General features: G+C 52.3%; 11 protein-coding genes. 6 read left to right on the top strand and 5 right to left on the bottom strand.

The annotated features are described in order from the left end of the window. Window positions 1–358 precede the first annotated feature (358 nt). The gene (locus PP769_RS05325) at window positions 359–1,456 is read left to right on the top strand and encodes a hypothetical protein (RefSeq protein ID WP_312645883.1); all 1,098 of its coding nucleotides are present in this window, start codon (window positions 359–361) and stop codon (window positions 1,454–1,456) included. A gap of 221 nt (window positions 1,457–1,677) precedes the next feature. Here PP769_RS05325 and PP769_RS05330 read toward each other — a convergent pair whose 3' ends face one another. Further along, window positions 1,678–2,361, bottom strand: a complete 684-nt coding sequence (locus tag PP769_RS05330; protein WP_312645884.1) for a 4'-phosphopantetheinyl transferase family protein — start codon at window positions 2,359–2,361, stop codon at window positions 1,678–1,680. 588 nt (window positions 2,362–2,949) lie between these two features. On the opposite strand from PP769_RS05330, the gene PP769_RS05335 reads away from it, so the two are divergent. The 4 genes from PP769_RS05335 to PP769_RS05350 all read left to right on the top strand — a co-directional run bounded on the left by PP769_RS05335 (window position 2,950) and on the right by PP769_RS05350 (window position 8,664). Further along, window positions 2,950–3,396, top strand: a complete 447-nt coding sequence (locus PP769_RS05335) for a hypothetical protein (RefSeq protein ID WP_312645886.1) — start codon at window positions 2,950–2,952, stop codon at window positions 3,394–3,396. Window positions 3,397–3,409: 13 nt separating this feature from the next. Beyond that, on the top strand, window positions 3,410–4,225 hold the full coding sequence (locus PP769_RS05340) for a hypothetical protein (protein WP_312645888.1): 816 nt from the start codon (window positions 3,410–3,412) through the stop codon (window positions 4,223–4,225). 122 nt (window positions 4,226–4,347) lie between these two features. Beyond that, on the top strand, window positions 4,348–7,926 hold the full coding sequence (locus PP769_RS05345) for a hypothetical protein (RefSeq protein ID WP_312645889.1): 3,579 nt from the start codon (window positions 4,348–4,350) through the stop codon (window positions 7,924–7,926). A gap of 276 nt (window positions 7,927–8,202) precedes the next feature. Continuing rightward, on the top strand, window positions 8,203–8,664 hold the full coding sequence (locus tag PP769_RS05350) for a rhodanese-like domain-containing protein (RefSeq protein WP_312645890.1): 462 nt from the start codon (window positions 8,203–8,205) through the stop codon (window positions 8,662–8,664). 36 nt (window positions 8,665–8,700) lie between these two features. On the opposite strand, the gene PP769_RS05355 is transcribed toward PP769_RS05350, so the two are convergent. The 4 genes from PP769_RS05355 to PP769_RS05370 all read right to left on the bottom strand — a co-directional run bounded on the left by PP769_RS05355 (window position 8,701) and on the right by PP769_RS05370 (window position 12,445). Then, the gene (locus PP769_RS05355; RefSeq protein ID WP_312645891.1) at window positions 8,701–10,017 is read right to left on the bottom strand and encodes a type II toxin-antitoxin system HipA family toxin; all 1,317 of its coding nucleotides are present in this window, start codon (window positions 10,015–10,017) and stop codon (window positions 8,701–8,703) included. Further along, window positions 10,017–10,268 carry a helix-turn-helix transcriptional regulator gene (locus tag PP769_RS05360; protein WP_312645892.1) on the bottom strand — a complete coding sequence of 84 codons (252 nt, stop codon included), beginning with the start codon at window positions 10,266–10,268 and terminating at the stop codon, window positions 10,017–10,019. Before PP769_RS05360 ends, PP769_RS05355 begins: the two co-directional genes overlap by 1 nt. A 518-nt stretch (window positions 10,269–10,786) precedes the next feature. Beyond that, window positions 10,787–11,476 carry a class I SAM-dependent methyltransferase gene (locus tag PP769_RS05365; protein WP_312645894.1) on the bottom strand — a complete coding sequence of 230 codons (690 nt, stop codon included), beginning with the start codon at window positions 11,474–11,476 and terminating at the stop codon, window positions 10,787–10,789. A 114-nt stretch (window positions 11,477–11,590) separates the two neighbouring features. Continuing rightward, the gene (locus tag PP769_RS05370) at window positions 11,591–12,445 is read right to left on the bottom strand and encodes an oxygenase MpaB family protein (protein ID WP_312645895.1); all 855 of its coding nucleotides are present in this window, start codon (window positions 12,443–12,445) and stop codon (window positions 11,591–11,593) included. 179 nt (window positions 12,446–12,624) lie between these two features. Between PP769_RS05370 and PP769_RS05375 the strand changes: the two genes are divergently transcribed. Next, window positions 12,625–14,073 carry an esterase/lipase family protein gene (locus PP769_RS05375; protein ID WP_312645896.1) on the top strand — a complete coding sequence of 483 codons (1,449 nt, stop codon included), beginning with the start codon at window positions 12,625–12,627 and terminating at the stop codon, window positions 14,071–14,073. The last annotated feature ends 5 nt before the right edge of the window (window positions 14,074–14,078 follow it).

Consider the following 14,078-nt stretch of genomic DNA (forward strand, 5'->3'; position numbering starts at 1 on the left):
TAGTGAAAGATGGGTCAAGAGGTTAAAACCGATTCTCTTTTTTTCGTTCATGGCTGTTCCCGGAATAGGAAGATCTTCAAATAGGAGTTTTCTCCATTTTATCAGAAAAGAGAGGAAATAACGGTTCTCTCTCCGTTAAAGGCTCGATTTGTGGTATTTTATTTTTCAAGACAGTCGTCATATGGTAAATTTTTCATGTGAAAGCGGACCATACACGCAAAATCCTCCCGTTCTCATGTGAATGTTTGGACAGGAAACCCGGGCCACGTGATTGTTGAGCTGGATTTCTGAAAAACTTCTTATCGGGCCTACAAACGCGCTTCATTACAATAGAAATGGTTATGAAGGGAACATCACTATGTCGGATCTAGGTTGTCGGCACATCAGAAACCTGATCGTTCTGCTTGGAGCTTTTAGTATTTCGTTGGGATGCGCTGGCGGTCCCAACGGGAATGAAGCCTATAAAAAAGAAGGGTTTCAGGTTACTCAACCAAGCCCGGGAACGAAGGTGGTGGTGCGTGGAAATCATGTGGCCGCCGTCAACCAGGCTTTGGATTGGTTGAATGACCATCAATTACTGGTGGTCAATCGACAGGTTGTACAAGGGGAGGGAGTTCCTGAATCTGCTTTTCGAAATGGGACGGAAGGACAAGCTCAGGCTCTAGGGGGAGCTCGTAAGGTTGGGGCAACATTGGTGGTATTTGTGCATGTAAACGAATCTTCATTGAATTCCAAAATAGAGCCCGTAAGTGGGGGATCTTTACCCATGAACAAAGTCGTCGTTGATATTCTTGGAATGAATACCGGCGCAGGCGAGGTGGCCTTTGAAGGCAAGGCTTGGAGTTCTGACCCAGTGGTGGTGTCCGAGCCGGTGGTACAAGATCTGACCATCCTGGCCCTTGAACAGGCTTGGCAGAAACCAGCGTCCTCCCCCTCCGCGCAACAGGAGGCGAATGCAGAGAGTCCGACCGATCCTCCCGCTCCTCAGGTGGCGCCGGTAGCGGGTGATTCCTCCAGCTCACCTACCACAACTCAGTCGGCGACCGTCCTATTGGATTCGCCTAATCCAGGTGCTGCTACCCAGGCACCGCCGGGGCCGCCAACCGAGATGGCACAAGAGCAAGTGACCCTCTTAACTGAACCGGTTGCTGAGGAAATCACGCCCGCGTCTGATGTGGCGGCGCCGGTGGTTGCCGAAAATTCAGGGAACTCAGACGATTCGTCTCTGGGACTTCAAATCGCGAGTGGAGCCTTATCGATTTTGTATACGCCCTTCAAAGTGGTCTATGCCGGCGTGGGGGGGTTATTTGGAGGATTTGTTTATCTGTTGACCGGAGGGAACGAACCGGCGGCTCAATCAATTTGGGACGCCAGTCTCAAAGGCACATACTATCTTACCCCGGACCATTTACAAGGCAATGAACCCGTTCGATTTAAGGGAGAGGCCGCGCATTAATAGGACTGTGGATCAATTCAATTTCCCACAGTTCCACACCCGACTCTTTCATTGCAGAGCGACCAAGTGCAATGAGAGGGGTGCAAAAGGTTCTCTCCGGCAAGGCCGTATGGCGTGCTCCGTTCGATAGTCTTAACTCTTTTTAACGCGGAACCTGCAAGGGAATACGTGAGCATGGCAAAGGGGCGAGCACGCCGCTGGTGGGCTTGTTCAGCTCCCCCTTAATCCTTCCAATCCCAAAACACCACTTCAACCGAAGGACAGTCTACGGATAGGGCTCCGATGTAGGCCTGGCCTGCATTGATGCGAAAGAGTGAACAGTCGTTTTCTCGATCGGGTTCATGTGTTGACCGCACAGTAGCCTTCAATCCGTCCTGGCCGAGTGCGATCTCACATTGAGCCATTCCACCCGATAATCCAATCCCCTGCATTTTGAGATATGCTTCCTTGCAGGTCCAGTAGGTCAAAAAATCTTGCGTCCGCTTGTCAGGTGAAAGGGTGGCAAGGTACGCCGCCTCTTGTGGAGAAAAATACCTTGTGGCGATATCCTGATCGCTGACATTCCGGTTGACCTGTTCCACATCGATCCCCACAGCGTGTTCAATTGTGAAGGCCAACAATGCCATTCCACTCGTATGAGAGACATTGAATTGTAATAGATGTGGTGGTTCGATCAGAAAGGGTTTCCCTTGTATGTTGTTCTCAAGTCTGAGAGTACCAGGGGAAATGCCCACATAGTGACCCATCAAATTTCGAAGAATGCCTCTGGTTGAAATAAATTGGTATTGGTGGTGAGGAAGCCGATACCGTTCTGCCCGTGCCCGTTCTTCCTCAGATAGGTCGGCACGGTAGAGATCAGCCTGCCGGGGTGACATATCCAAATGAACCCGCCACACATGGACCACGCCTGGCGACAGGCTCCTAAAAATGTCAGGAGAGGAGGGACAAATCCAGTGGGTAGAAGGCAACATTGATTTCAGGGGGATTGTATCGGAAGGACGGCTTGGCTGAAACCCTCTAAGGGGTCTATGACCCTGAACCATCTTCGAGCCTCGATCGAAAAAAGGAAATCCCTCGGATATTATGTTTGTCCCACGGTTTACGAAGGTACTCGGCATATTTCGGATTAAATGCCAAAAAAGATGCCAAACAAATGGTTCGCCGGCTCTTGGCAACTTACTGGGCAAAGAAACTGAGCCATTTAAAATAACCGAAGTCCTTAAGCTGTGCTCATGAAAATGAACGAAACGCATAAGTGTGCGTGAGAAGCCAGCAGCAGCATCGCCTTTTTCAGCTCTCTTAATCCGCTACAACGAATGGCCAGTGTTGGTGTGTATTCCCGGATAGCGGATTAAGGTATGTTTCATTTTGTGAAAAAATTCCATTGGTGTTCTCGATGCAAACTCTCTAAACAAATTTATAGACATTATGAATATATGATGTGTACCATTCGGCTCGGCCGCCAACGGAAAATCTTGCAAGGAGGTATGGACATGCAGAACAAACGCCTTCAACGGTGCGTCAAGGGATTTGTCCTGACAGCTGTGGTCGCCGGTTTCCTAGCAGGAACGAATGCTATGGCGACCGATCCCCCGGGCACTGATGGCACACCTTCCGGCATGGTGGCGTTCTTTACCACGACATCATGTCCCCCGGGCTGGAATGTGGCCACCAACGTACAAGGACGCGCCGTGGTCGCGGTTCAAAATTCATCGGATCTTGGCGTCACGGTCGGTACTCCGCTTCAGGACAAGACGGCACCGGGGCATATCCATAGTTACAAGACCGATATCACGCTTCCGACCAAGCATGCTGCACTAGCCACCGGTGGCAGTGATGACAGGTATGCCAAGTCGGGGAAGTACACTATCTCTGGAGACATGCAAGAGGCGACATCAGACCTGCCGTTTATTCAACTTGTGGTGTGTCAAAAAGAATAGTAAGGGGGTACTCATGCGCGTATCGAGCCTGCCACAATTCTTCGACAAACTCTCGCCAGCACCACTCGTCATCATGATTCTTGTTGCGGCGGTATTCAGTGTTCCTTCGGTGGTATATGCTCAAGACCCGTATCCAAATCAGGCCATCGCCTTCTTTAACGCCAAGGAATGTCCCGGAGGATGGACTCCCACAGGAAAACTTCTAGACGGGATGGCAGGGCGTTTTTTCGTTCCGGTGATGCCGAACGGGACCACACAACATACAGTCGAAGCCGCGCTCGCCAGCGGCGAAAATCGGACCCATACTCACAGTTTCAGCTCGAGCATTACACTTTCTTCCACGTATATTAACGGCGTTGACGGCTGTTGCGACAATAGCCAGACGTCGGAGGGAAACTATACGTTCAGCGGTACGACAGCGCCCTCTAGCTCTGAAGTCCCATACGTGCAGCTTCTTGTATGCATAAAGACTGAGGGGCCCGACTCGGGCGACATTCCCAGCGGGGTCCTCATATTTACCGCGGGCCTTGACTGCCCTTCCGGATGGAGCCAGCCGGCGGCAACCCAGGGACGGTTCATGGTCGGTCTCCCTCCAGGGGGCAGCCCGCTTGCCATATTCGGGGGAGATCCGTTAGCTCCACATGAAGATCGCACACATGCGCATTCGTTTTCGGATAGTTTTACACCTGACAGTAAGTCATTAAGTCAAGCTCCATGGTGGAAGGCATGGGGCTACGGCCATTCGGGGGCTCAAAACTATTCCGGAGAATCCGGCACGGCATCGACCGGACTTCCTTATATGCAGATACTTCAATGTGAAAAGGGCTAACTGTTGAAGTACTACGGGAGGAGGAGACCGGACCGAAACGTCCGTCTTTCGGGCTTTGCACTTCGATCGTGCTGCCGCGCAGCCCTTATGGCGTTCGCATCATCCAATCCAGGGAGGGAGACATGACACGTACCGCTTCCGGTATGACCGTAAGTTCGAGCTTGATCGAAGACTATTTGTCCGTGATGACTCCGCCGGTTGCCAGCGAACTCACCGGTAAATTTATCGTCGTCACAAATCAGGTGAATGGCACCTTGGTAAACGAGTTGCTCACCGTGGGGAATGACAACACAAGTGTGCTGCATTTTGTGCGGGATCAGACCTCCCACTCCGGCTGGAACCAAAATCTTGTGCCCATTCCAATCATGGTCCCGAACCCTATCTCGACACTCCTCGGGTTTTACGACCAGGGAGTGCTAAACGTTCTTGTCTTTTATCCGGCAACATCAGGAAGCAGCACGCAGTCCGTTATCTGGATGCAGCGCTCATCGGAGGGTTACTGGAATTCCATGCCATCTCCACCGGGTATTTTGGCTAAGACGACGCAAGCGGATGTGTATCGCGATCCCAAGGGCAATCATTTCCTCTATGGCATTTCCGTCACAGAAGCGCAGCCCACGTTCTTTCTGATCTCCCGAAATGAAAGTACTGACTTGTGGACGCAAAACTTCGAAATGGAAACCGCCTCGACAACTCCCGCATATCTTGTCGTCATCGGACTGCAATCGACCCAATTGACCATATTGCAGCCGGTAACATCTGCGGAGGGGACTACGGTCAATTACCGGTGCGGTGGAATTGTGGGTGGGGTGTTCCAGTGGGCGGCCAACTCCCAATGGAAGAATTTTCCTCTCGCGACGGGTCCGTTAACAATTACCCGGTTCCATGGGTTGCCGGCGACAGTGGGGCAAAGCGCCTTTTTGGTGCGTACCAACAACGATCAATTGTTCTATGTGGGAGATTTTTTCGCCGATGCCCCCACGACCTTGGATTTGCTTGCGACGGGAACGGCGCCGGCAGGCGTCCAGTCCATGGCCCTCGGTGTGGATGGCGAGAACCGCTATATGGTGTTCGCGCTCGACCTTCAGGGGCAGCTCTGGTTGCTGCGGCAGACGGAGACCGAGTCATCCGGAAATCCGGTCTTTAACCCGAACTGGGTTTCGCTCGGTAACGCGTTAAAAGTCATTGCATGTCCCACCGTCATGGCGCTTGGTCCGGAAGTGTTCAATGTCAGCCTTACTGAAGACGTCCAACACTTGAGCCAGAAGTTAGTGCCCAATGGAGAACATTCGATCTATGGATCATGGTTTGTGCAGCAGTTGGATGGTCCCACCCCGCCCGCCCAGGCACCCCAGACAGTGAGCACGTACAGTACAGAAATTGTCGCCGTGGATCAGTATGGTAGTCCGGTACCCTCAGTGGTGATAAACATCATGGCAGACCGTGCGACCGTGATTATCGCCAACGAGTTGGCTTATCATGTCAGCCCGCAGGAATCGGCGCAGATCGTCACCAACACACAGGGCAAGCTGACCGTCGCCATACGGGCCATGACGCTGACCGCGCCGGTGCTAAGCATCAATGTGCCCGACTATATGTCCTCAGGCGAATGGAAAGCGTGTCCGGCTGACCAAGGCACCCTCAGCCGTCTGGCAGGTCAGGATCTCAGTCTTCCCGTCACCGGAGCCTCTCTTGAAAGTGCCGGGATTCTGCCGTCTGGCTACCCGGAGGCCGATACAGTTGCTTCGACCATCAAAACTGCAGGGCAGTTGATGTGGCAGAAGAGGACCGCACCGTCGGCGCATTTCGATCTGAGCCAACTTGATATGCCGCACTGGGAACTCGACTTCACCGCGGAGAGCGGGCCGAGAATTCGACCCCTTTCCCTGGAGGAGGCACAGGATCGTATACGGTCTCACGCGAATCTTGAGGCTGACTTCTCTTTTTCCGATTTTTGGGGGGATGTCGCGAATTTCTTTAAACACGTGTTCAAGGATATCGTGCATATTCTTCACACCGTCGAAAACGATGTGGTGAATGTGATCATTACTGTTGGCCACGCCGTTAAAAAATTTGTTCTTCAGACCGTTGACGACATCGGCGACTTTTTAGAGGTCCTTGTCAACTACATCAAGAAAGCCATTCACGTCATCAAGGAAGTGATAATCTTTTTACGGGAACTGTTTGAGTGGTCCGATATCCTGAATACGCATGCCGTTATCAAGTATTACATCAATTCCGTCATGACAAACTTGCAGGCAAGCGATCAGGATGCGGTGAGCCTCATACAGGAAAAGTTCGCTGCGCTCAAAAGTGAGGTTCAGAGTGCCTTTACGAATGCTGAACAGGTCTTTGAATCAGGCCTGTCTTTCAACCAGTACGCAAACAAGCAAAAGGGCGGCTCGTCAATCGTGCTGCAGGGGCAACCGTACCATCACACCTTTCATGCCCATGCCGCACGTTGTAATTACGTCTCTTCCAAGGCGCAGCATCACTTTGCGAATACCTCAAGCCTGGCCGCGGCGTTGCCTCCTCTGGCAGACACGAGTCCGTTCGATACGCTCTACAACATGGTTCAGGCCCAGGCCAAGGATTTCCAAGATAAGACTCAATCGCTTCAGAACTTTCTGCAGATTCAGAAAAGCAATCCGAAAAAGTTCTTTGATGTCGCCATGCTGGACTTCCTTCAGGCCGCTGAGGATGTTGTGGTCTTCGTGTTGGATATGGTCGAAGATATCCTCATTGCGCTGCTGAATCTGCTTGGCACGGCAATCTCCACTCTTCAGGCAGCTCTGAACAAGACTATCGACATTCCCATACTCTCGTGGTTGTACAAGTACGTCATTACGGGCACACCTGAGAATCCGGGAGACGACCTGACCATCTTGGATGTACTCAGCCTGATCCTTGCGGTGCCGGCCACCATCCTCTATAAGCTGTTATTTGGGTCCAAGAGTGACCCTGCCAAGCCCAGTCCTCCTTTTACCAGCACTCAGGTCAGCACCATTACATCTTCTCCTATACCTTGGCCGTCCTTCAAAACGGGAGACACAGAGGCACTGCCCAAGGGGGGGGGTCCAACAGCAGAACTCTCGTCGCTCCAGGAGGTCATGTTGCTCCTCGCCGGCATCTCATATTTTCTTTACACGGCCGATGATCTCGCCAACGATGGTCTCGCTGCTCTATCCGACGGCGAGGAAGATCCAATCGCCACCTTCCTATCGTGGTCAGGTATTGTCCTGACACTGATGTTTCAAGGGTTTACTGTGCCTTATCAGGTGCTGGAGAAGTCACCATCCGATTGGTCGAAGGCAGACACGGCCACTGTGACATACTGGGGTGCCGGGTTCGTCCCAGTCGCTCTCAATCTGGCCTTTACAATCTATTCATCGGTGAAGGCGAATTGTAAATACGCGCCTGTGGTAGGGCCTATTACACTGAGCGTTGCAGGGACGGGGCTCCTGGCAACCGGTATTTGGGCCTCGGTCGAACAAGCAAAGGACCCAAGCTATCAAAACGGATGGACCGAGGTTGGTAACATCATGGCGCCCATTCCCACGAGCTGTGCGTGGCTTCTACCGCTGAAGGACGCAACTGAGGGCATTTCGGTAGGCTTTCTATTAGCTCTTGCCGCGATTTGCGATTTTGGCACCTTGGTGACGACCATTGCGAGTGTGGCGTCGGATTCGTCCACGACATAACCTCTCAATGGATTACCCTGAAGCGGGCCCCGCTTTCTCCGCCCAGAATAGGACATCAAGAATAAAGGACCAATGAAGTCTTTTTTTCAATGAATGCTTACCAGAGGGCATTAGTGCGAACCCCAACCTATAGATCACTTCATGTGTGAATAATCGGATCATCGTAGGTGGCAAGACCGCTCACAGGATTTTCCCTGCTATGTCGGAAAGGCACAAAGCTTTTTTATTGATGAGGGGATCACGCGGAGCCATCTTGGTCAGCCTTGCGGTGAATTGTTGACTCCGAAAATTTGGAAACCATCTCTCAATTTCCTGACGGGTTTGCCCTTTGTTCCCTATTTGGATACCGTCTTGCTTTGGTGTGTCGGTTTGGTCGTGTTTACCACCCTTGTCTCATGTTCGGAGAAAGGCCTTCACGATATGACTCCCGAGCAACTGTTAGCCTCAATTGAAACACACACGGCTCCGGTGATTGTGGATGTCCGCTCGCAAAGTGAATACGATGCCGGGCATGTACCGGGCGCTGTGCATCTGCCTTTTTACGCCATTTGGAGCCGCCATAAAAAGATCAACGCCACACCGAAGGACTCGATTGTCGTATATTGCGAGCATGGTCCGAGAGCGTGGATCGGTAAATTCGCTCTCTGGACGGCGGGGTATCAAAATATTGTGTACCTGGACGGTCACATGTCAGGCTGGAAACAGCGGGGCATGCCCATGATAAACGGGGCCGAATAGCCGGATGAGTCCATCACACGTACCCTCCCCTACAAGTTACGCAATTTGCAACTTGGACAGACGGTTGGTCACGCCGGCTTTGACCGCCCGGTGAATGATCTCGGGGAAATCCACCGGTAGGACGCGTTCGGTGGCTTCCAATGCCTGCCCGGCTGTATCAGCCACTTTCTCAATAGTCTCAAGGGCGAATCTTTTCGGCAGTCCCGCCCCTTCCACGGTCTGAATAAAATGCCGCCCGAGAATGTCGCCGATTCGATAGTGCCGCTTGGTCCCCACCGACATGGCTAGTTTCATCTGTTTGCTTTCAATTTGACGCATTTCGAAGCTCGGCTGAGCGGTGAGGACGTCATAGAGGGGCGTCAGATGATAACTGCCTCCTGGATTGAGAAAAATGCTGAAATTTTTGGCGTGCCCGTCCGTTGCGCCAATAAGCCAGAAGAAGATTTGGGCCTTTAATACGGTTTCCTGGTCTTCAAGGGGGTGATCGCTGCCCTTGAGCAGATCAAGCACTTCGATCATTCCCGGTCCGCCTTCACTTTGATATTTCCGGGTGGGCGGCACCGAAAGCGCCTGGCAACAATCCTCCTGCGGTAGCCGCAACAGCCGCTTGTCTTTTGTCCAGCGCCGGTCGAAGCGTTCGATCACAAGCGATTTGGTCTCTCCGAATGTGTAGATGTCCGCCCGGTTGACCGGCAGGCCAAATGCAGCCGCCAGTTTCAGGCAATAGAATTCATTCTCGACGCTATTCGAGAGGTCGAGTCCATTCGGCAATCGGCCGATCTGTTTTTTGAAAATATGGGAGGTGGGTGTGGAGCCGCGGGGCTTAAGCCATTTGCCCTTATGCCGGAGCAGTGCGGTCTTTTCCTGCGCTCCGGCCAGTGATATTCGAAACGCATCATCACTGCTCAGCCCCAAAGGGGTTTGCGCCAATCCGTTGAGGAGCATTTCAATGGCCCTTTCATTGACGGGCTCCCCGGTGATCTTGGCGGAATCGTCGATCTCCTCTACGCCATCGTCCGCCCCCACAAATTGCAACGCCCCTACACAATCGCGGCCAATGGCAGCAAGCAAGCTATAGGCATCGGTTCCGCCCGCTCCGACTTTTTCCGCAACCCGACGGCGCAACGCATCCGAATCCGGCAATAGATTCTCGAACACGGCAGCGACCGGTTCTCCTCTATAGGCGTCTTCGCGCAAAGGGAGCGAGAGTGAGACCGGTAGGGCGTGTGGCCATCCTAACCAGTCCGGGTGGTACTGAAAGGCAATGGCTCCGCTTGTGGCCTTGTGGAGTTGACCGACCGGGTGGTTGTTCAGCAGCACGCGTAACGGGGCATGCCGGCGGTTGCGGGCCATCAGAAAATATCCTCGATATCAGCCGCCGTCCCCTTCGATCGCGGCGCGATCCGGAACTCCAGATCGAGGACGCTGAGCACCGTCAGAATCGTCTCCAGCGTCGCGGCCGGATTCCCCGTCTCGATGAGCGATATCGTCGCCTGGCGCAATCCGGTCTTTTCTCCGAGCTGCGTCTGGCTCAAGCCGCGTTGCTTTCGGGCCCGCCGGATCAGATTCCCGATCTGTTTCGGATTGCGTGCAAGGTCGGACATGTTTCACCTCTACCCTTATTATGCGCCAAAACGTATAAAATAACAATATCCTAATTAACGTATAAATTTATTTTATGCGCTAAAAGGAATAAGTAGGCTTTATCAGGACGGAATATAGGGAAGCTGCCTTATAAGCCAGCGTGCCCAGTTGTGTTGGTGGACGGGGCTAAAGTCTGGGTGATTTTACACACAAGGGATGAGGTCAACCACGAACTACTCTTGGATGGAATCCATTTTAGTTCATTGTTCAATAACGGTTTGGTTTCAGGAATCTGCCACATTCAATGTTAAAGCGGAATAAGCCCGTGGAAGAGTTACAACAACATCACCTTGGCCGTGGCCTGCAAGTTCATTCCGAAGAGGGGGAGAGATGAAAGTAACTTAGGGATGCCTTTACTTTGTCTAGCAGACCAAGAAAAATGTTTTAATTTCATTTATGTTTGTTTTAAAAAGTTCGTCCAGTCATCATATAAAAACATATAATGACGCGAACAACTTCTAATTTCTCTTAAATTTTTTTATTTGGTTTTCTCAAATTCCAGGAAATACTGCCGTGAGAGGAAGGTGTGCTCCTTTGACAAAGTGAGTCCCACTTTCTCCATGTTCTCAATGACACGTTCTCTGGGAACCAGATGGTGTTTGGAGAAGCTGAGTTTGCCGGACCGCTCATCGTGGTAGAAATCGATGATGACGAGCCGTCCATTGGGTTTTAACGCGGATTTGATTTTGGCCCAGTAATCCACATGATGTTCGACGTGATGATACGCATTGCACAAAAAGACCAGGTCCACGCTGTTTTCGGAAAGTAACGGATCGTCCGGTTTAGCCAGAATGAATATGGCCCGGTTGGCCATCCCGAGTTTCTCCAATTCCTGTTTGTTGTAGTCCAGCATTTTCTGCTCGATATCCACGGCCAGCACCTGTCCTGTCTCTCCAACTGTTTTGGCAAACCGGCGTGTAAAGTACCCTGATCCTGCTCCCACATCAGCCACCACCATACCGGGCATGATGTTCAACGCTTCGACAACCTTTTCCGGCTGTTGGTAGTCGTCCCGTTCAGGCCGTTCAAGATTCTGGATGTAAGTGTCGATGTCCCACGGTTGATGTGAACAGCCGGCAGTCAGACCGGTAAGAAGAAACGCCAGCAGGAGGCAGCAAAACCCCAGGCGAGAATGTCGTGTGAATGAATTAATGGACTCTATTTTCATGATTGAATCTCCCATTTGTGAATGAATAGGCCTATGAGAAGAACTGTTAATTTATGGTATTTGCGTGGCCACGCTACAAGAGGATGAGAGATAGGCAGCCCAGCTTTCCTATCCTCATTTCCCTTTCGTCTCCTCCGGCGGACCCAGATGTTCGATCACATAACCGTCCGGCTGTGAAGGATGAACCATCTCCGTTCGTAGCCGGGGATGCCGCCGGGGTGGGAGGTATCGCCATATACCGGCTCGCAGCTTCAGGAATGAGGGCACCGCCCAGCGCATCAATCGCGACGGTTCAGGAAAGCCGAATGCCCTAATGAGCGGAGGCTCCAACAGGGCATAGATGGCCGAGCGAACCAGCGGGGCCAGTATTCTTGGAAACCAGCCTACAAACAGCTCAACCGTGGCGGTTCCGACACGGTGGTTGGATGGGGTGAAACGAAATCGTTCACGTTCATACTCGACATTGAAACGCTCAAAGGTCTGGTAATCCTCTGGAATTTCCTGGATTTGCATGCCTTTTCCGACGGCTCGCCAGAAGTAGAAGAGACCGAGGCATTCCTGCTCACACATGGGTCTCCAGCCATAATGCCGGTTCCACCGGATGGGTTCGAAGAGGAAGGTGGAAAGAACATACAGAAAGTCTTCGTTCGCAATCGAAAAACGTCCATGCAACCGGTTGATTCGTTGGATGGCCCGCCGTCCCCGTTCACTGCTGTATCCCCATTCCAACAATTCGCTGACTAGAATGTCGGTGTCGTCATAGCGTTTTTGAGTTCTTTGCCCGAATTCTCCGGTCCGATCCAGCAGCCCGGAAATACTCGGCACACAGAAGGTGCGAAACAAGGCCAACTCGAGAGCCCGGGTCGTGTCGAAGGAAAAATCGTAACAGGTGGACAAAAAGACAATACGTTCATGATCCCGTTCGGGATTTAGCTTTTGGATTTTTTTGAGAATTGAATCTTTTCCCACCTTCAGCTTCACGCGTTTTTTTCGAGTGCCGCCTATCCCACCATACTCACTCCAAGGGATCAACCGGATGGATGTAACCTAGCCAGGGATTAAAAGACTACAAGAGGACCACGATATTTATCGAAAGCCATAGTTCCGGGGCTTCTAGTCCCGCGAACCGCGGCTGGAGGATTTTTTTGATGATCCGAATTTTTCTCCTTTGCGTGGGTGGCCTGTTTTCGCTAATCGGCTGTTCGGCCTTCCAAACTGTTCCGGATCTGGGCAATCTGTATAACAAATTGGCGCAGCAGGAGGACCCCCTTCGTAATCCGGTCATCGTCATTCCCGGAATCCTGGGTTCCCGCTTAGAAGAGGAAAATACCGGAGAAGTGGTCTGGGGGGCATTCGGTTCGGGAGCGGTCGATCCGACAACGGCCGAAGGAGCGCGCTTATTGGCATTGCCTATGGCGCCTGGCGTAGCCCTGAATGATCTGCGGGATACCGTGAGGCAGGCCGGAGCTTTAGACCGGGTGGTCTTGAAGTTTCTTGGTATTCCCCTGGAACTGAATGCCTATTACAACATCCTACGCACCCTCGGTGTGGGAGGCTATCGTGACCAGCAACTGGCGGAGAGTCATGCGGTGCAATATGGCAACCGGCACTTTACCTGTTTTCAATATGCATACGACTGGCGGCGCGATCTGGTGGAATCTGCTCAGGGTTTGGACCGGTTTATCAAAGCCAAGGAAGCGGAAGTCCAGGAGGAGATCTTCAGACGGTTCGGAATGAAACGAAGCCCGGTGAAATTTGATCTGGTGGCGCACTCCATGGGAAGTCTGGTGGCCCGGTATTATCTACGTTTTGGGGCGGCCGATCTTCCCGCCGATGGCAGCCTGCCTCCCGTGACCTGGGAGGGTGCCAGACACGTGGATCATCTAGTGGTGATTGGTCCACCCAATGCGGGTTCGGTGGAAACCCTGACAATTCTCGTGGATGGGTTAAAGCCAGCTCCCCTACTCTCGACATATCCGTCAGCCATCGTGGGCACGATGCCATCGGTGTATCAGTTGCTTCCCCGAAGCCGTCATCAGCCTTTATTAGATGTCAATGATCAACCGGTTACGAATGTGTTTGATCCAACCTTGTGGGAGCGGCACGGATGGGGATTGGCCGATCCATCTCAGGACTGGATTCTTGAGATATTGTTACCCGACATCGCCGACCCGCAGGAGCGGAGGAGAGTGGCGTTGGATCATCAACGAAAGGCCTTAGACCGGGCCAAGCAATTGACCTCCGCGTTGGACCTCACCGCGACGCCTCCGCCAACCACACGGTTATTGCTGGTTGCGGGGGATTCCATGCCGACCATGTCGGCGGCACAAATTCAAGAGGACGGGCGTCTGAAGATTACCAAGCATGCCCCAGGAGATGGAGTCGTCTTACGGCGAAGCGCGTTAATGGATGAGAGGAATGAGAAGATGCTGGGAAGCCGATTGACCTCGCCTATCCACTGGAGCCAGGTGCTGTTTATTTTCTCCGATCACCTGGGGATGACGAGGGACCCCGCATTTGTTGACAATATTTTATATTTTTTATTGGAAAGCCCAAGGGGGGGTGCTATCGGGTCTAAGACGGGTCCTTCGTCATGATGTTC

Source organism: Candidatus Nitrospira allomarina (assembly GCF_032050975.1).
In the GTDB taxonomy this organism is placed as follows: Bacteria; Nitrospirota; Nitrospiria; order Nitrospirales; family UBA8639; genus Nitrospira_E; species Nitrospira_E allomarina.